Source organism: Dactylosporangium sp. McL0621, from assembly GCF_049995355.1.
Lineage (GTDB): Bacteria > Actinomycetota > Actinomycetes > Mycobacteriales > Micromonosporaceae > Dactylosporangium.
The window spans coordinates 4,204,403-4,220,892 of record NZ_CP188259.1 but is presented as its reverse complement, the minus strand read 5'-3'; the positions used below and the strand labels follow the sequence as shown (position 1 = coordinate 4,220,892).

18 protein-coding genes and 1 pseudogene are annotated in these 16,490 nt (G+C 72.2%); 8 read left to right on the top strand and 11 right to left on the bottom strand.

Annotation, left to right across the window (positions count from 1 at the left end; genetic code table 11):
* Positions 1-132 precede the first annotated feature (132 nt).
* The 4 genes from ACPPVO_RS20015 (at position 133) to ACPPVO_RS20000 (ending at position 3,277) form a co-directional block, all read left to right on the top strand.
* On the top strand, positions 133-1,344 hold the full coding sequence (locus tag ACPPVO_RS20015) for an inorganic phosphate transporter (protein ID WP_426512716.1): 1,212 nt from the start codon (positions 133-135) through the stop codon (positions 1,342-1,344).
* Positions 1,344-1,661 carry a hypothetical protein gene (locus tag ACPPVO_RS20010; protein ID WP_426512715.1) on the top strand — a complete coding sequence of 106 codons (318 nt, stop codon included), beginning with the start codon at positions 1,344-1,346 and terminating at the stop codon, positions 1,659-1,661. The genes ACPPVO_RS20015 and ACPPVO_RS20010 overlap by 1 nt, the downstream gene beginning before the upstream one ends.
* A gap of 9 nt (positions 1,662-1,670) precedes the next feature.
* Positions 1,671-1,982, top strand: a complete 312-nt coding sequence (locus ACPPVO_RS20005; RefSeq protein ID WP_426512714.1) for a DUF3349 domain-containing protein — start codon at positions 1,671-1,673, stop codon at positions 1,980-1,982.
* Positions 1,983-2,101: 119 nt separating this feature from the next.
* Positions 2,102-3,277: a DUF1996 domain-containing protein gene (locus tag ACPPVO_RS20000; RefSeq protein WP_426512713.1), complete on the top strand. Its 1,176-nt coding sequence runs from the start codon at positions 2,102-2,104 to the stop codon at positions 3,275-3,277.
* A gap of 6 nt (positions 3,278-3,283) precedes the next feature.
* On the opposite strand, the pseudogene ACPPVO_RS19995 reads toward ACPPVO_RS20000, so the two are convergent.
* The 9 genes and pseudogenes from ACPPVO_RS19995 to ACPPVO_RS19955 form a co-directional block, all read right to left on the bottom strand.
* Positions 3,284-4,491: pseudogene (locus ACPPVO_RS19995) on the bottom strand (RNA polymerase sigma factor).
* A gap of 47 nt (positions 4,492-4,538) precedes the next feature.
* Positions 4,539-4,883, bottom strand: a complete 345-nt coding sequence (locus tag ACPPVO_RS19990; protein WP_426512712.1) for a YciI family protein — start codon at positions 4,881-4,883, stop codon at positions 4,539-4,541.
* A 71-nt stretch (positions 4,884-4,954) separates the two neighbouring features.
* Positions 4,955-5,158, bottom strand: coding sequence for a YdeI/OmpD-associated family protein (locus ACPPVO_RS19985; protein ID WP_426512711.1), 204 nt, complete (start codon positions 5,156-5,158; stop codon positions 4,955-4,957).
* A gap of 527 nt (positions 5,159-5,685) precedes the next feature.
* A complete protein-coding gene (locus tag ACPPVO_RS19980; protein ID WP_426512710.1) occupies positions 5,686-6,078 on the bottom strand; it encodes a nitrile hydratase accessory protein in 393 nt (130 codons plus the stop codon).
* Positions 6,075-6,656 (bottom strand): nitrile hydratase subunit alpha, encoded by a 582-nt coding sequence (gene nthA, locus ACPPVO_RS19975; RefSeq protein ID WP_426512709.1) that lies wholly within the window; start codon positions 6,654-6,656, stop codon positions 6,075-6,077. The genes ACPPVO_RS19980 and nthA overlap by 4 nt, the downstream gene beginning before the upstream one ends.
* Complete coding sequence (nthB, locus tag ACPPVO_RS19970; RefSeq protein WP_426512708.1) at positions 6,653-7,318, bottom strand: nitrile hydratase subunit beta; 666 nt, start codon at positions 7,316-7,318, stop codon at positions 6,653-6,655. The genes nthA and nthB overlap by 4 nt, the downstream gene beginning before the upstream one ends.
* Positions 7,319-7,397: 79 nt before the next feature.
* The gene (locus tag ACPPVO_RS19965; RefSeq protein WP_426512707.1) at positions 7,398-8,453 is read right to left on the bottom strand and encodes an MBL fold metallo-hydrolase; all 1,056 of its coding nucleotides are present in this window, start codon (positions 8,451-8,453) and stop codon (positions 7,398-7,400) included.
* Between the two features lie 5 nt (positions 8,454-8,458).
* On the bottom strand, positions 8,459-8,974 hold the full coding sequence (locus ACPPVO_RS19960) for a carbonic anhydrase (RefSeq protein ID WP_426512706.1): 516 nt from the start codon (positions 8,972-8,974) through the stop codon (positions 8,459-8,461).
* Between the two features lie 564 nt (positions 8,975-9,538).
* Positions 9,539-9,925 (bottom strand): VOC family protein, encoded by a 387-nt coding sequence (locus ACPPVO_RS19955; RefSeq protein WP_426512705.1) that lies wholly within the window; start codon positions 9,923-9,925, stop codon positions 9,539-9,541.
* A 51-nt stretch (positions 9,926-9,976) separates the two neighbouring features.
* On the opposite strand from ACPPVO_RS19955, the gene ACPPVO_RS19950 reads away from it, so the two are divergent.
* Positions 9,977-10,954 (top strand): helix-turn-helix transcriptional regulator, encoded by a 978-nt coding sequence (locus ACPPVO_RS19950; protein WP_426512704.1) that lies wholly within the window; start codon positions 9,977-9,979, stop codon positions 10,952-10,954.
* The gene (locus ACPPVO_RS19945; RefSeq protein WP_426512703.1) at positions 10,942-11,469 is read left to right on the top strand and encodes a GNAT family N-acetyltransferase; all 528 of its coding nucleotides are present in this window, start codon (positions 10,942-10,944) and stop codon (positions 11,467-11,469) included. The genes ACPPVO_RS19950 and ACPPVO_RS19945 overlap by 13 nt, the downstream gene beginning before the upstream one ends.
* Here ACPPVO_RS19945 and ACPPVO_RS19940 read toward each other — a convergent pair.
* On the bottom strand, positions 11,453-12,760 hold the full coding sequence (locus ACPPVO_RS19940) for a condensation domain-containing protein (RefSeq protein ID WP_426512702.1): 1,308 nt from the start codon (positions 12,758-12,760) through the stop codon (positions 11,453-11,455). The two genes, ACPPVO_RS19945 and ACPPVO_RS19940, sit on opposite strands and share 17 nt — an antisense overlap.
* A gap of 82 nt (positions 12,761-12,842) precedes the next feature.
* Between ACPPVO_RS19940 and ACPPVO_RS19935 the strand changes: the two genes are divergently transcribed.
* On the top strand, positions 12,843-13,109 hold the full coding sequence (locus tag ACPPVO_RS19935) for a hypothetical protein (protein ID WP_426512701.1): 267 nt from the start codon (positions 12,843-12,845) through the stop codon (positions 13,107-13,109).
* 52 nt (positions 13,110-13,161) lie between these two features.
* On the opposite strand, the gene ACPPVO_RS19930 is transcribed toward ACPPVO_RS19935, so the two are convergent.
* Positions 13,162-15,675, bottom strand: a complete 2,514-nt coding sequence (locus ACPPVO_RS19930) for a LamG-like jellyroll fold domain-containing protein (protein WP_426512700.1) — start codon at positions 15,673-15,675, stop codon at positions 13,162-13,164.
* A 143-nt stretch (positions 15,676-15,818) separates the two neighbouring features.
* On the opposite strand from ACPPVO_RS19930, the gene ACPPVO_RS19925 reads away from it, so the two are divergent.
* A complete protein-coding gene (locus ACPPVO_RS19925) occupies positions 15,819-16,478 on the top strand; it encodes a hypothetical protein (RefSeq protein WP_426512699.1) in 660 nt (219 codons plus the stop codon).
* The last annotated feature ends 12 nt before the right edge of the window (positions 16,479-16,490 follow it).

The following is a 16,490-nucleotide window of genomic DNA, read 5'->3' as shown; positions in this document are numbered from 1 at the left end:
GCGGCCGGAAGGCGACCCCGCCCGGCCCGCGCAGCACCGGAAGATGAACGGCAGGTGGACGACGGTCGAACATTCCGGGCGTACCGCTTCCCTGCACTGTCGCCACCGCAGAACCGGCGCGACGATCAATGCGTGACAGAAACCACCGTGGTGCTTGTCCTGGTGATCGTGACCGCCCTCGGGTTCGACTTCACCAATGGCTTCCACGACACAGCGAATGCGATGGCCACCTCCATCGCCACGAAGGCCCTGCGGCCCAAGACCGCCGTGCTGCTGTCGGGCATCCTGAATCTCGTCGGTGCGTTCCTCAGCGTCGAGGTCGCGCTCACCGTCACCAACGCGGTGGTGAAGATCCAGAACTCGGACGGCACACCGAAGGCGAACCTGCTCGAAGGCGGCGGTTCCGCGCTGCTCCTCATCGTGCTCGCCGGCCTCTGCGGCGGGATCGTCTGGAACCTGCTGACCTGGCTGCTGGGCCTGCCCTCCAGCTCCTCCCACGCGCTGTTCGGCGGCCTGGTCGGCGCCACCATCGCGGGCCTGGGCTGGGCCGGGGTCAATTGGAACGGCAACGGCACCAAGCTCGACGGTCTCGTCGGCAAGGTGCTGCTGCCCGCGGTCATGTCGCCGGTCATCGCGGGCGTGATCGCCGCGGTCGGCACCTGGCTGATCTACAAGGTCACGATCGGGGTCGCGCAGCGGTTCACCGACAACGGGTTCCGCTGGGGCCAGATCGGCTCGGCGTCGCTGGTGTCGCTGGCGCACGGTACGAACGACGCCCAGAAGACGATGGGCGTCATCACCCTCGCCCTCATCGCCGCCGGCGAGTGGCACGACACCAAGAGCATCCCGTTCTGGGTCAAGGCCGCGTGCGCCCTCGCCATCGCGGCCGGCACGTACCTCGGCGGCTGGCGGATCATCCGCACACTCGGCAAGGGCCTCGTGGAGATCGCGCCGCCGCAGGGCATGGCCGCCGAGTCGTCCTCGGCCGCCGTCATCCTCGTCTCCAGCCACCTCGGGTTCGCCCTGTCCACGACGCACGTGGCGACGGGCTCCATCCTCGGTACCGGCGTCGGCAAGCCCGGCGCCCAGGTGCGCTGGGCCGTGGCCGGGCGCATGGTCCTCGCCTGGCTGATCACGCTCCCGGCGGCCGCCGTCGTCGGCGGCGTGATGTGGTGGATCGGCCACCTCATCGGCGGCCTGGCCGGCGCCGTCGTGGTCTTCCTGATCCTCGTCGCGCTCGCCGGGTACATGTACTGGCACTCGCGCAAGAAGCCCGTCGATCACAACAACGTCAACGATGAGTGGGAGCCCGCTCCCGCCGAGATGGCCGAGGCGGTCCGCTGATGTCCCACAACCTGCAGTTCGCCTTGCAGGCCGCCTGGCGGGTCCTGCTCGCGGGCCTGATCCTCGGCGCCGGTCTGCCGACCCTCTTCGCGCTCGGCGTGCGCTCGCTCGCCTGGGGCGCCGGCGGCGACGCCGAGGTCCACGCCGGCGGCACGGCCGGCCCGAAGGCGCAGCCGATCGGGACGGTCCTGGGCTGGGTGTGCTTCATCGTGGTGCTGCTCGGCGTCGTGCTGGGCATCACCTTCATCGTGGCCAGCGGCTTCGGCAAGGCGCTGAGCTTCGAGCACATCTACCCGACGATCGTCGACAAGAAGTAGGGAGCATCCGTGAGCGAGTCCCGCTCCAACTTCCTCGTACGCAGCATCGGCTGGCTGCGCGCCGGCTACCCGACCGGCGTGCCGCGCCAGGACTACGTGGCCCTCCTGGGCATCCTGCGCCGCAAGCTGACCGAGGACGAGATCCGCAAGATCGCCCGCGACCTCGCCGACCAGTCCGAGGGCGACCCGATCTCGGCCGAGGACATCGAGGGCATGATCAAGGACGAGGTGCTGCAGACGGCGACCCCCGAGGACGTCGTCCGCGTCTCCGCGCACCTCGCCGCCGGCGGCTGGCCCCTGGCCGACCCGCCGACCGAGTAGAGCGAACTACCGCGAGCGCCCGCACAGTCCTGTGCGGGCGCTCGCGGCTGTGGTGGGCTTTAAGGAAGCTTTAGAAAGGTTCCGGAGCCGCGCCGGTCGCGCCTACCATGGCCGCGGCCGTGATCAGCTACGTGTGGAGTGGGCTCGTGTCGAACACCGTGCTGGCACGGTTCACCCGGAACAGGCTCGCGATCGGCGCGGGCGTGGCCGTCGTCGCCGTCATCGGCGGCCTGACCGTGTACTTCAGCGGCGCCTCCGCCGAGCCCGAGCCCGTGGCCGCCGGCGCCGACAGTGGCCTGGCCACCGCCTCCGGCCCGGCCGACCAGTCGTCCGCGGCCGCCACGGCCCCGTCGGCGTCCGCACCGGGGGCGGCGACCGCGTCGGCTACCGCGGCGGCCAAGCCGCCCGCGACCGGCTGGGTGCCGGTGGACAAGGCGGCGTGGAAGGCGCAGACCGACGCGTACAACGCGCTGAAGACCGACCCGGTCCCGGCCGGCGTGGGCAACCTGGCGGAGTTCCGGGCCGACTGCGCGTACAGCCACTCCGCCGCCGACGACCCGATCGTCTTCCCCGGCCTGCCGGGCGCCTCGCACATGCACTCGTTCGTCGGCAACGCGGCCACGAAGGCCGACACGACGCCGGCGGACCTCATGAAGTTCACGGCCACGAGCTGCAAGCCGGCCCAGGACCACTCCGCGTACTGGGTGCCGACGCTGTACGACGCCGCGACCGGCAAGCCGGCGGAGACGACGGGCTTCCGGGTGTACTACCGGACGCTCGCGAGCACGTCGGCCGGTCAGCTGCCGATGCCCACCGGGCTGCGCATGATCTCCGGGGACGCCAAGAAGAGCCAGCCCACCCCGCGGGGCGCGAAGGGCCAGTTCTACTGCGCGTTCTACGGCCCCGGCGACCTCGACGGGATCGCCCGCAGCACCAACGGCAACTGGCCGATCTGCGGCGGCACCGCGACCCTGCACTTCATGCTGCAGTTCCCGGACTGCTGGGACGGCGAGCACCTGGACAGCCCGAACCACAAGGACCACGTGGCGTACGGCGGCAACAACACGTGCCCGGCGAGCCACCCGGTGAAGATCCCGGCGCTCACCTTCGACATCCAGTACGGCGTGAAGGGCACGACCGAGGGCTACTACCTCTCGTCGGACAAGGAGGGCCGCAGCGCGTCCTCCATGCACGGCGACGCGTTCGTGGTGTGGGACCCGGCCACCATGAACAGCCGCACGAAGAACTGCCTCCTGCAGCGCCGCACCTGCGACGACTTCGGCTACCAGAAGTGACGCGGCCTACGGCCCGTCGCCCGGAGCCTGCCGCGCCGTAGCGCGGGCGTTCAGGAAGGCGCGCTCGGGCTCGTTCGTGGCCAGGGCCGACGCCCGCCGGTAGGCCTCCGCGGCCTCGCCGGCGCGGCCCAGGCGCTCCAGCAGGTCGGCCTTGATGGCGGGCAGGTAGTGGTAGCCGGCCAGGCGCGGGTCGCCCTCCAGGGCCTCGACCTCGCGCAGGGCCGGGCCGGGGCCGTGCACCCGCGACAGCGGCACGGTGCGGTTCAGGGCCACGACCGGCGACGGCCAGACGGCGAGCAGCTCGTCGTACAGCCGCAGGATCTGCGGCCAGTCGGTCGCCGCGAAGGTGGGGGCCTGGGCGTGCAGCGCCGCGATCGCGGCCTGCAGGACGTAGCGGCCCGGGCGGCGGCTCAGCGCGCCGGCGATGAGCTCGTGGGCCTCGGCGATCGCGGCCCGGTCCCAGCGGGAGCGGTCCTGGTCCTCCAGGCGCACCGGGCGGCCGTCGGCGCCGGCGCGGGTCGCACGGCGGGCGTCGGTGACCAGCAGCAGGGCCAGCAGGCCGCGGACCTCCGGCTCGCCGGGCAGGAGCCCGCGCAGCAGGCGGGCCAGCCGCAGCGCCTGGTCGGCGAGGTCGGCGCGCAGCAGCGTCCCGCCCGACGGGGCGGTGTGGCCGGTGGTGTACAGCAGGTGGATCACGCCGAGCACGCCGCGGAGGCGTTCGGGGAGGTCGGCCGCGGCGGGGACGCGGTACGGGATGCGCGCCGCCGCGATCTTCTTCCTCGCGCGGGTCAGCCGCGCGGCCATGGTCGCCTCGGAGACCAGGAAGGCGCGGGCGATCTCGGCGGTGGTCAGGCCGCACACGATCCGCAGGGTGAGGGCCGGCTGCACGTCGGGGGCCAGGGCCGGGTGGCAGCACAGGAAGACCAGGCGCAGCCGCTCGTCGGGCGCGGCGTCGGCGAGCCGGTCCAGCGCCGGATCGTCACGCTCGTCGTCGTTGTCGTCCGGGGGCGGGGTGAGGAACGCGAGCTTGGTGCGGTAGACCCGTTCGCGGCGGATCGCGTCGACGGCGCGGCGCCGGGCGGTGGTGGTGAGCCAGCCGGGTTCGCCGGGACGCCGTCGGCGGGCCACGACCGCAGGGCGGCGGCGTACGCCTCCTGCACACACTCCTCGGCGAGCTCCAGGTCGCGCGCGACGCGCACCGTGGCGGCGAGCACGAGGCCCCAGCCGCTGCGGTGCGCGTCGGCGAGCGCGGCCTCGACGCTCACGAGCCCGACGGCGGGCGCACGAAACCGCCCGCGATCGGCCGTACCTCGACGCCGCCGCCCATGGCGATGACCGGGTTGCCGCCGGCGATCCTCAGCGCCGCGTCGAGGTCGGGCGCCTCCAGGATGTAGAAGCAGGCGACGACCTCCTTCGCGTCCACGAACGGCTCGTCCGTCACCCCGTCGCCGCGCAGTGACGTCGCCGTCGCGCCCGGCTCCAGCGCGAACGCCGCCACCAGCGCGCCCGACGCCTCGAGCTGCTGCGCGTGCCGGTCGTGCACCTCCAGCTCGCCGGCGTCGGCGGCCGCGTCCGCCGCGTAGATGAGCACCGCGTACTGCACCATTTTCGTCCTCCTTGCCGAAATCCTGAACGTCCTGCACTGCCCTGTCGAACGGACCACCGAAAATCGACAGCTCAGCCGAAAACTTTCAGAATGCTTTTCAGGGCGGTGGCCCGGGTTTTCGGCGTGCGGGCCTTGAGCAAGGGCAGAAAGAGGGTGTGCCGCGCGCTGCGGGACAGCGCCGCGTACGCCGCCGCGGCCCCGGGGTCCGCCGCCAGGGCCGCCGCGCCCGCAGCACGAGGTCGTCGAACCCGCCCTCGGCGAGGTCGAGCGTGCACAGGCCGTGCTGGCTCATGTGCCCGGCGGCATCGGCCAGGCTGGAGCGGAACCGGTTGTTCACCGTGATCATCGTCGCCACCCGGGTGACGCCCGTCGCCTGCCCCAACGCGTCCGCGAACGCCGCGTACAAGGACGGGTGTCGTGGTCACACCGAGCCGCGCGGCGATGGCGCGCAGGGCCCGCTACAGGGCGGGTGACAGGAAGTCCAACTCCCAGTAACGGTCCTCCGGCGGTGCGGCGTCGTCCGGTCCAGCGTCGTGCCGGGTTCCAAGGCCCTGACGGCGGTCATCGCCAGCGAGCTGCCGGATGCTGCCATCTCCTTCCAGATGGACGGCTGACCCCAGCTCAGCGGGCCCATCCCGCCACCGTCACCCGCGAAACGGGACGCCGATTCGCTCTACCAGCCGCTCATCATCCCGGTGGCTCCGTTCGACCGACGATACCCAGCGAGGCACTTTATCGGTCGACAGCCATACGCCCAGGCGGCCCGGGCTCGGACGGCCACCGGGAAGCGGCGTCACACTGGTCACGCGTCGGCGGCTTCCGCCGCGACCCTCCCCGGATCGCTGGAGCGGGGTGGGCGGTGCGGGTGGTCGTGGCCGGCGGGGCGTCCTGCCAGGAGATGCGCGCGGGTGGTGACGTCGCCTGTGACCACGGTGCCCCGGGCGGTGAGCACATCTTCGACGGCGCCCAGCCAATGCTGGTAGTAGGTCCACTGCGTTCCCGTGGCCGGCGTCGCCTCCCACGCCGCGATCCGGGTGACGAGCGCGGCCCGGAACTGTGGCCAGTCGAACACGCCGGCCTCGCACAGCGCGACCGCCATGCCGAAGGCGCGGCTCTCCCACGGCTCGGCGAACACCAGCTCGCCGTTGGCGCGGGGCGGGGCGGCCGGGCCCTCGACGTCCAGCGGGGCGCTCACAGCGGCTGTACCTTCGCCACGCCGACCATCGCGTCGCGGGTTACCAGCGGCACGAGCTGCTGCTCGGACAGGTGGTCGGTGCCGGCCGGGCGCTCGGGCAGCACCAGCCAGCGGACCTCGCTGGTCGAGTCCCGCACGATGATCCGCACGGTGTCGGCGAGCTCGAGCCCCATCTCGGCGAGCACCGCACGCGGCTCGCGGACCATACGCGCCCGGTAGGCCGGATCCTTGTACCAGCTCGGCGGGAGCCCGAGCACGGGCCACGGGTAGCACGAGCACAGCGTGCAGACCACGACGTTGTGCACGGCCGGGGTGTTCTCCACGACCACGATGTGCTCGCCCTGCGAGCCCGAGAAGCCCAGCTCCTTGATGGCGGTTGTGCCATCGAGGAGCAGACGCCGTCGGTACTGCGGGTCGGTCCACGCCCGGGCCACAACCTTGGCCCCGTTGAGTGGGCCGATGTCCGACTCGTAGTCGGCGATAATCCGGTCCAGCGTCTTCGGGTCGATCAGGCCACGCTCGGTGAGCAGCTGTTCGAGCGCCTCGGTGCGCAGCGCGGCGGCAGGACGTTCGGTCACGCGGGTGTCTCCAGATAGGACTCGAACAGCTCAGCGGTGACGGCGAAGGGCTCGGCCGCGGCGCCCCACAGCTCCCGGGCGTCGAAGCGGACCGAGTACACGTGCTGCGGGTTCTCGCCCAAGAAATGGGCGTTGGTGTCCGGCAGTACCGAGGCCGGCTGGACGAGCTCGACAACGCCGGCATGGCCACGGAGGTACCGCGGCAGCCTGGTGTGCCCGGGCGGCGACAAATTCCGGGCCCGGACCCGCTGGCCGGCGGAGAAGATCGGCGCGGTGTCCACGCTGCGCAACGAACCGGGGCCGCTCGGCGCGTAACCGGGCCGGGCCGGCGCGGGGATCGGCGGCTCCGCGACCCGTTCCCCGCGCAGGTTGGCCGCCCGGGCGTCAACCGCGGCCGGCGCCAGGATCGCGCTGTCGGTCAGCATCAGCTCAGCGGCGTTGCGCCAGCGCCCGAAGTACCCGTCATCGAGGTAGGCGGACCGGTCCAGACGTTCGAGTGCATGCCGGAACGCGTCGATGTTCCCCCCGGCCACCCGGATGGACAGGATCGTCAGCGCGAACGCCCGCCCCTCCCACCGTTCAGCGAAAACCGGTTCGCCGGCTCTCGGCGGCCGCACACGGCCCCAGCCTCCGGTTCCCCCCATGTCGGCGATGCCGTCCATGGGCGGTCGCTACCCGCCTTCGGGCCCACGACACCTGCAGAGACCGCCCGGTTAGAGGATCTTGGACAGCTTCGAGTCTTCAGGCGGCGCTGAGTCGGTACCGGGTGCCGCTGCTGCTCTGGACCCATTGGTCGGGCAGCGCGGCGGCAAGGGCGTGCTGGGCCCGCCACCCGGTGCAGTGTCCGGGGACGAGCAGGCCGGGCGCCATCTCGGTGAGCGCTCGGACGGTGGGGCCGATGCTCGGAGCGAAATACGCGCCGTTGAGGTGCAGCCCACCGAGCAGCGCGTGCAGCCGGGAGATCCCGGTCAAGCGCTGGGCGTGGCGGACGATGTTGACGGCGCCGGCGTGCCCGCAGCCGGTCACGATGACCAGTCCCTGGCCGCGCACGTTGACGACGAGGGCCTGGTCGTCGAGGACCAGCGGGTCGGGTTCCCAGGTTGTGCCGGTCCAGTGCTGGTGTGCTGGGGGCATGCCGTGTTCGAAGTCGGTGGTGCGGTCGACCTCACCGGTGAGCAGGATGGAGCCGCCGACGAGCAGGGACGGCTGGCGGCGCTCGATCACGTCGAAGCCCTCACCGGTCAGCGCGCGTTTGCTGAGTGTCGGCAGGTCGTCGAACCCGCCGCCGGGCCGGGCGAGGCGGCGGCGGGTCCACACCAGCGGGTGGACAACCATCGGCAAGGACCGGGTACCGCGCCGCCCGGCGAGTCCGGCCAGGCCGCCGGCGTGGTCGAAGTGGCCGTGGCTGACCACCACGGCGTGCACGCCGGACAGGTCGAGGCCGAGCCGGTCGGCGTTGGTGACCATCGCATCCGGGGACAGCCCGGTGTCGAACAGCACGGACGTCGTGGTGTCGCCGCGGCGGACGGTGACCAGGGCGGAGAAGCCGTGCTCGGCCATCAGCCCGACGTTGGTGAACCCCGGCTCGAACTGGGGCGCTTGGGTTGTTCCGGCCGTGAACGGCGCTCGGGTGATTGTGTTGTCACCCGTGAGCAGGGCGTCGTAGACGTTGTCGACCAGCGTGGTGACGACGACGTCGTCCACCGGCTCCAGTGCGATCGGGTCGGCCGCGCTGCCCACGACCGTGCGCGGCATCGCGGCGTGGACGTCGTCGGCGGTGGCCGATTCCTTGCACAAGGCTGCTACTCCTGGGTGGCCGGGTCGATGATCTCGATGAGCCCGGTGTTGACGTCGTAGACCAGGCCGGACACGAGCCGGCTCGGCGGCAGAGCATGCCGGGCGATGGCGGTGTCGACGCGCACCGACGCGTACGGGTCGTCGACCGCCTTGTTCTGCAGCTCGTCCGCCGGGATCTCGAAGAACGCGGCGAGCTGCTCGGGGTAGTCCGCGAGGCGGGTGATGCCGCAGTCGGTGTGGTGCAGGATCACCAGGTGCCCGCTCCTCGGGGGCCGACCCTGGCCAAGCCGGCCCAGCAGGGCCCATTCGCGCAGCGTCGCCGGGGTGATCCGGCCGCCGATGTTGCGCATCACGACACTCTCGCCGAGCTCGAGACCGAGGACATCACCCGGGTCGACCCGGGAGTCGACGCAGCCGAGCACCTGCAGGGTGTCGGCGGTCGGGAAGGGAAGGCCGGCGAACGCCCGCGTCGCGGCGAACGCCGCGTTGCGCCGGAGCAACTCGCCTGTGCTGATGCCCATGGCCAGCAACGGTACCCCCGCCGGAACATCCCAACCGAGATCGCTTTGACCGTCATTCGGAGTGAAGGAGGTTGACGGCGACAGACCCCCACTTCGATACAGCCCCTGGGTTCAGGGCGACGGTCCCGACGCGCCGATCACCCGGCCACGGTCGCCGACTCGTCGGAGATGAAGCGGTCGTAGCGGTCCAGCCAGTCCCCCACATCGAAGGCGGCGCGAGCGGCGTCCGTCACGATACCCGGGACCACTGCGTGCGGGACTTCAGGATCCGGGCCTCATCCCGAGTCGCCTCGCGGAAGAAGTTGCCGAAGTGGTCCTCGACGAACGTGCTCATCGACGTGGTGCTCATCTTGTAGACTTGGGGAGTACCGCTGCCGGAAGTGGCTCCCGCTGAGGGCCCGCCGATGGCTGTCGATCCAGCCGTGGGCGATGGCGACGTCGCCGGCCTCGTCAGTGGTCAGACCACTCTCGCCCTTGCGCGCCACGACCAGCCAGGCCTCCCGCTCGGTCGCGCCCGGCCCGGACAGCCAGGCGTCGAAGGCCGCGCGTCGCCGAAGACGAGGCTCACAGCATCTCCAGGTAGTGCGGGTTGTACATGATGCCGAGCAGGTTGCCGAAGGGGTCGAGCACCGTCGCGGTGACGAACCCGTGGCCTCGGTCCTGCGGCGGCTCGTGCTCCGTCGCGCCCAGCTCCAGCAGGCGCGCGACCTCGGCCTCGACGTCGTCGACGTGCCAGTACAGCACCGCGCCGACCGGGCCCGCCGGGGTGCCCGGGGCTCGGAAGCGGGCGTCGATCAGGCCGAGCTCGGCCTGGCGGTCGCCGAGGCGCCACTCGGCGTAGCCGTCGCGCAGGAAGTACGGCTCGGCGCCGAGCATCCGCGTGTACCAGGTCCGGGCGGCGGCCCAGTCGGAAGCGAAGTAGCTGACGGTCGCCATTCCTCTGAAGGTCATGCCACTTACCCTCTCCGCAGTTGCGGAACGTCTGGTTCCTAAAATCAAGAAATGTTGGTCCGGGTACTGCGCCTGCTGTCACTGCTGCAGCAGCGGCGGGAGTGGCCGGGCGGCGAACTGGCCGCGCGGCTCGAGGTCACCACCCGCACGGTGCGCAACGACGTGGAGCGGCTGCGCGAGCTCGGCTACCAGATCGACGCGACGACCGGGCCCGGCGGCGGGTACCGCCTCGCCGCCGGCGCCGCCCTGCCGCCCCTCGTGCTCGACGACGACGAGGCCGTCGCCGTGGCCGTCGGGCTGCGCGCGGCCGCGGCCGGCAGCGTCGCCGGGATCGAGGACGCCTCCCTGCAGGCGCTGACCAAGCTGGAGCGGACCCTGCCGAGGCGCCTGCGGCCGCGGGTCGACGCGCTCAAGAGCGCCACCGTCTCCGCGGCCGGCGGCGGCCCCGCGGTCGACCTCGACACGCTCACCCGCATCGCCGCCGCCGCGCACGGCCACGAGCGGCTGCGGTTCGACTACGAGTCGCATGGTGGCCAGGCCACTTTGCGCGACGTCGAGCCGCACACCCTCGTCTACACCGGGCGCCGCTGGTACCTGCTCGCCTGGGACGGCGACCGCGGCGACTGGCGCACGTTCCGCGCCGACCGGATCATCCCGCGGCCGCCCGACGGCCCGGTGCAGCGGTTCGTACCGCGGGACCCGCCCGGCGGCGACGCGGCCGCGCACGTGCTGCGGGGCGTGACCGCCGCCCCGTTCCGCCACCGCGTGCGGATCCGTTTCGCCGCGCCGGCCGCGGTGATCGCCGAGCGCAGCACGCCCACGTCCGGCCGGATCACGCCGCTCGGCGACGACGCCTGCGAGCTGGCGACGGGCACCGACTCGCTGTACGACCTCATGACGTACATCGGCAAGTTCGAGGTCCCGTTCACCGTCCTGGACCCGCCGGAGCTGCGCGACTTCCTGCGCACGCTGGCAACGCGGTATCTGCAGGCGGCCGGGGACGTACCATCGCAGGGGTGCGGGAGCTGACCTCCGACCGGCTGCGGCTGCGCGAATGGCGCGCCGACGACGCGCCGTTCGTGCTGGACATGTGCTCGCGGTGGGAGGTGCAGCGCTACATCGGCGCCGCCCCGCGCATGCTCACCGACCTCGACGACGCCCGCGCCACGATCGCCCGCTGGCGGAGCCACGACGACGGCACGCACGGCGTGTGGTCGGTGCGCCGCCGGGAGGACGACGCCCCGCTGGGCACGCTGCTGCTCATCGGCATCCTCGCGTCGGGGCCGGACCTGCCGCTGCAGCCCTCCGGCGAGACGGAGATCGGGTGGTACCTGCACCCGGACGCCTGGGGCCGCGGCTACGCGACCGAGGCGGCGGACCTGGTCCTGCGCCAGGGTTTCTTCGACGAGGTCATCGCGGTGACGTACCCGCAGAACGCCGCGTCGCGGGCCGTGTGCACGCGGCTGGGGATGCACCACCTGGGGCCGACGGACCGGTACTACAACATGACGTGCGAGCTGTTCTCCACTACGCCACCGCAGTAGGGGCGCCGGGGTCCAGGGCCGCCTCGACCGCCACCGCCTCGAGGCCGCGCAGCAGCGCCTCCACGTCGTCCGGGGCGATGACGTGGGTGTCGCAGAAGACGATCGCCTGCGTCGCGCCCGGCAGCTCGTCGACGTGCACGATCAGCGGCTCGAACGGCACGTCCTGCCGGGTCGTCCAGGTGAACGTGCCGCCCCCGGCCGCGGCGGCCACATCGGCCGGGTCGGGCACCGGCGCGCCCGCGGTCGCGGCGTCGTCGCGGCGGTCGTTGAAGTAGCACGGCAGCTGCAGCCCGGGCCGCTCCGCGCTCACGCGGTCCACGAGGGCGTCCAGGCCGGCCGGGTCGTAGTACGCGTGCTTGTACGTGCTCAGCGCCGACCGCCGCGCCCGCTCGAACGCGTCGGCGAACGTGACCCCGGCGACGTCGAGGCGGCCCAGGCCGTACTGCGCGAGCATGCACACCACCCGGTCCAGCCCCGGCCGGAAGCGGTTGTTCACCATCGGCCGCACCACGACCGGGTTCAGGCCGGTGACGCGGGCGAGCGCGATCGCGAACACGGCCAGCAGCACGGGCGCGGCCGCGATGCCGGTACGGGCCGTGACCGAGCGCAGCGCCATGCTCAGCGCGGCCGACTGGAACTCGCCGCGCCAGTGCCGCGGGGCCTGCGGGGCGCGCGACTCGGGGTACCGCCGCAGCGGCATCTCCCGCAGGATCCCGTCCCAGTGCCGCAGCGCCATCGCGTGCTGCCGCTGCCCGGACGCGGAGGCCTGCCAGCGGGCCTGCTCCAGGGGCTGCAGGTCGGGCACCGGCGTCTCGGGCCGCTTGTCGAGCTCCTCGAGCAGCACCCCGGCCCCGAAGCCATCGGTCACCAGGTGGCACATGACCACGACGAGGTGGGTGTACGCGTCGCCGTGCCGGATCGCCGCCATGCGGATCGGCCAGTCGCGCTCGAAGTCGTACGGGTCGTTCTGCAGCTTCAGCCGGATGCGCTCGGGATCGGCGGCGTCGAAGACGTCGAGGGGGACCTCGCCGGCGTCGGCCACGATCTGCACGGGCTCCTGCCCGGGGCGCAGGCGCAGCCGGGTGCGGGCGGTGGGGAAGCGGCTCATGAGGTACCGCAGCCGATCGCGGATCTCGTCGAGCGTCGTGCCCTCGGGCAGCGGGCCCCAGGCGCCGTTGGGAATCCAGGACTCCTGCCGCACCATGGCGCGCCAGATGTCCTGCTGGCCCCAGGAGAGCTCGCCCTCCCCGGCCCCGTCGCCGCCGAAATCCACCATGTACCGCTCGGTCATCCACAGGATGCTATGCAAGCATCGATCTTCGACCACATCGGTTCGGCGACCGATGTTCTTCCTGTGCATGCGGAGGCCGTACATGCCATTCACGGGGGCCCGGCGACGGGAGCTGCGCCGCCTGGCCCGCCGGGGCCTGGCCCACCCCGACCCGCAGCTGCGGCGCCCGGCGGTGGCGTGGGCCCGCCGCCGGCGCGTGAGCGCGCTCGCGGTCGGGCTGGAAGCGCTCGGGGTGGCGGCCCTCGCCGCGGGCGCGTTCTACGGGTCGGCGGTCCTCGTCGCGCTGGTCCGGCAGTACACCTGCAACGACGGGCTCAACCAGCTCTTCAGCTGGTTCCACCCGCGGTGACACGGCCCGGCGGCGGGCCCCTCGTGAGGGCCCGCCGCCGGTCTCGGCCCGGTCAGCCGTTCGAGGTGTACAGCTGCCGGATCTCGTCCGCGCTCAGTGCACGGTCGTACAGGTGGACCTGGTCGACGGTGCCGTCGAGGTAGTCCACCGGGTTGCCGCCGTACTTGCCGCGGCCGATCACCGTGTTGCCGGTCGGGGCGGCCTGGGGCAGGCAGGCGCTCGCGGTGCCGGCCAGCTCGCCGTCGACGTACAGCCGCAGCTCGCCCTTCACCGTGTCCCGCACGCCGACCAGGTGGTACCACTGGCCCACGTTCGGCTTGACCGGGGCCAGGGCCCGCACGCCGGCGAAGCTCATCGCGAAGCGCTGGTCGGCGCCGGAGTACTGCAGGTAGAAGTCGCTGTTCGACGGCCCGTCCTGGCTGACGACCGTCTGGAACGCGCCGTCGGCCTTGTCGAGCTTGACCCACGCCGCCGCGGAGTAGTCCGAGGCGGTGTTCAGCAGCGGCTTGCCCGCGTCCAGGTACTGCGTCGAGCCGTCCAGCGACACCCCGTTGCCGTTGTGCGCCTCCACGAACGCGGCCCCGCCGACGAGGTTCGCGTCGTTGTCGCCGGCCGCGTCGGCCGCGACCGTGCCGTCGGTCTCGTCCAGCGGGTAGAACACGACGCCGGTGAGCCCGGGGGTGCCCGGCGGCGGCTGCGGGACGTTGGCGGCCGAGCCGTCGGCCTCCTTGATGATCTTCTGGTTGATCGCCTTGACCTGCTTGAGGTCCATCTTGGTGACCTGGCGGTCGTAGGTGAAGAAGCCGTTGAGCTCGGCCTCGACGTCGGTGATCTGCGTGTAGATCGAGCCGCTGATCCCGCACGACCTGGCCGAGGTGATGACCGCCTGCTGGTTCTCGACGTACTTGCGGGTCAGCGTGGCCGAGTCCGGCTCCATCTCGTACGCCTGGCCGTCGCCGAACCACATGTGGTTGGACGTCTTGAGGCCGAAGCCGCCGTGCTCACCGTCGATCGCCACCCGGTTGCCCGACGGCGACGGCGAGGCCGGCCCGAGGTACTGATGGAAGTCGATCACGTCGCCCCGGCCCGAGTCGCCGTGCGAGTTGCAGCAGTTCACGCCGCTGTGCGCGTCGACGAGCCGGGTCGGGTCCTGGGCCTTGACGTCGTCGGCGATCCGGCCGGTGGCGGCGCGGTCCCACTCGCCCCAGCCCTCGTTGAACGGCACCCACGCCACGACCGACGTGAACGAGCTGTGCTCGCGCACCATCTCGTGCAGCTCCGACTCGAACTGCCCGCGCCAGGCCTCCGGGATCGGCCCGGTGTTCGCGGCCGGCATGTCCTGCCAGATCATGAGGCCGAGCTTGTCCGCCCAGTAATACCAGCGGTCGGGCTCCACCTTGATGTGCTTGCGCACGGCGTTGAAGCCCATCGCCTTGTCCTGCTCGAGGTCCCACTTCAGCGCGGCGTCGGTCGGCGCGGTGTACAGCCCGTCCGGCCAGAAGCCCTGATCCAGGTTCGCCAGGTTGAACAGGATCTTGCCGTTGAGCGTGATGCGCAGCTTGCCGTCGGCGCCCGGGGCCGTCCCGATCTGGCGCATGCCGAAATAGGAGCCGACGGTGTCGACGGTCCGGTTGCCGTCGACCAGGCTGACCTGCAGGTCGTAGAGGAACGGGTTGTCGGGCGACCAGAGCTTCGGATTCGGTACCGGCAGCCGCAGCTCGGCCCCGGGCGCGCCCGTCACCGTGCCGACCACCTTGTTGCCGTTCTTGGCGACGGCCTTCACCCTGAGGCCGGCCCCGCCCGCGACGGTCGCGGTCAGCTTGAGCGCGCCGCCGGCCACGTCCGGCGTGGTGGCCAGGCCACTGATCGAGGCCGCGGGAACGGGCTCCATCCAGACCGTGCGCCAGATGCCGGAGCTGCCCTGGTAGAAGATCCCGTGGTCGGAGGTGCGCCGCTGCTTGCCGATGGGCTGGCCGGTGGCGTCCGTGAGGTCCTCGGCCCACACGATGAGCTCCTGCGGCCCGGTGGCGGTGAGCGCGTCGGTGACGTCGGCGTCGAAGCCGTCGTACCCGCCGCGGTGCGTGGCCACCTGGGTGCCGTTGACGTACACCTTCGCGTCGTAGTCGACGGCCCCGAAGTGCAGCTGGAGCCGCTGCCCGGCCCAGCCCTCGGGGACGGTGAAGGTCCGGCGGTACCACATCCGGTCCTCGTGCCGCTGGATGCCCGACAGCGCGGACTCGATCGGGTACGGCACCAGCACCCGCTCACCGAGGCTCTGCCCGGTGGGGACGGCCTGGTTCACGTCGGCGCGCGCGAACTCCCACACGCCGTTGAGGTTCTGCCACTTGTCCCGGGTCAGCTGCGGCCGCGGGTACTCGGGCAGCGCGTTGTCCGGGCCGACCTTGCCGGTCCACTTGGTCGCGAGCGGCGGGATGCCCACGTGCCAGGCGGGCGAGGTGTCCGGCGGCGGCGCGGCGCCGGCCCCGGCCGGGACGGCGAGCACGACCGCGAGCGCGGCGGCGCCGGCGGCCATGAATTGGCCAAGTCGTCTGTCCAGTCTTCGCATGACGGAGTGCCCCTTCGGCGGTGGCGGAGCGGGTGAAGAGTGCACTCATCTGAACAAATATGCTCAGCAACCGTCAAGAGACGCCGACAAGTACGTGCCAATCGAACACATTCGCACAAGCCGGTGGACGGTACCCTGGCGCGATGTCGGAGCATGACATCGAAGACCTGGTGCACGAGTCGATCCTGCTGCTGGACCGGCAGCGCCCGGCCGACGACCCGCGGCTGCGCGACCGGTGCACGACCCTGTACGCGTTCCAGCGCGGCCACGACTGCTCGCACACCATGGGACGGGTCGAGGACATCCTGCTGCGGTGCGGGCACACATACCGCTTCCCCCTGGCCGAGCTCCCCCAGCACGCCGGCGTCCCGAAGCTCGGCGACGAGACCGACGACGAGCTGCAGGACGGCTACACCCGCGGGCCCTGGCTGTACTGCGAGGCCGGCACCCGGATGTGGCGGGCCATGGTCCGCGAGGGCCGCCTGCGCGGGGCCGACGCGAACCCCCCGCGCCCGGCCCCGCTCGTCGAGGTCGTCGCGGCCGTGGCCGAGGCCGCCGAGCGCGACGGCGAGGTCGGGCTCATCGCGTTCTGGTGGGGTCTCGGCCATCGCACGGTCGTCGGCGGCACCCCGTTCGCGCCCGAGGACCTCGCGGAGATCCCGGCGGTCATGCGCCTGCGAGAGGCGGTCCGGCGCACGGAGGCCTGGTCGTACGAGCTGCCGGACGGTTTCCGCCCCACGGACGACGAGCTCGAAACGCTCGACGACGAGCTGGAATCCTGGTGGTACCGTATCGCCGCCTGACCCCAACTACGG

Bases quoted from the DNA above. Each gene is read 5' to 3' on its own strand.
- ACPPVO_RS19990 (WP_426512712.1), bottom strand. From the start codon at position 4,883: ATGGTGCAGTACGCGGTGCTCATCTACGCGGCGGACGCGGCCGCCGAC.
- ACPPVO_RS19960 (WP_426512706.1), bottom strand. From the start codon at position 8,974: ATGGGCATCAGCACAGGCGAGTTGCTCCGGCGCAACGCGGCGTTCGCC.
- ACPPVO_RS20010 (WP_426512715.1), top strand. From the start codon at position 1,344: ATGTCCCACAACCTGCAGTTCGCCTTGCAGGCCGCCTGGCGGGTCCTG.
- ACPPVO_RS19925 (WP_426512699.1), top strand. From the start codon at position 15,819: ATGTCGGAGCATGACATCGAAGACCTGGTGCACGAGTCGATCCTGCTG.
- ACPPVO_RS19950 (WP_426512704.1), top strand. From the start codon at position 9,977: ATGTTGGTCCGGGTACTGCGCCTGCTGTCACTGCTGCAGCAGCGGCGG.
- ACPPVO_RS19940 (WP_426512702.1), bottom strand. From the start codon at position 12,760: ATGACCGAGCGGTACATGGTGGATTTCGGCGGCGACGGGGCCGGGGAG.
- ACPPVO_RS19935 (WP_426512701.1), top strand. From the start codon at position 12,843: ATGCCATTCACGGGGGCCCGGCGACGGGAGCTGCGCCGCCTGGCCCGC.
- ACPPVO_RS19955 (WP_426512705.1), bottom strand. From the start codon at position 9,925: ATGACCTTCAGAGGAATGGCGACCGTCAGCTACTTCGCTTCCGACTGG.
- nthB (WP_426512708.1), bottom strand. From the start codon at position 7,318: ATGGACGGCATCGCCGACATGGGGGGAACCGGAGGCTGGGGCCGTGTG.
- ACPPVO_RS19930 (WP_426512700.1), bottom strand. From the start codon at position 15,675: ATGCGAAGACTGGACAGACGACTTGGCCAATTCATGGCCGCCGGCGCC.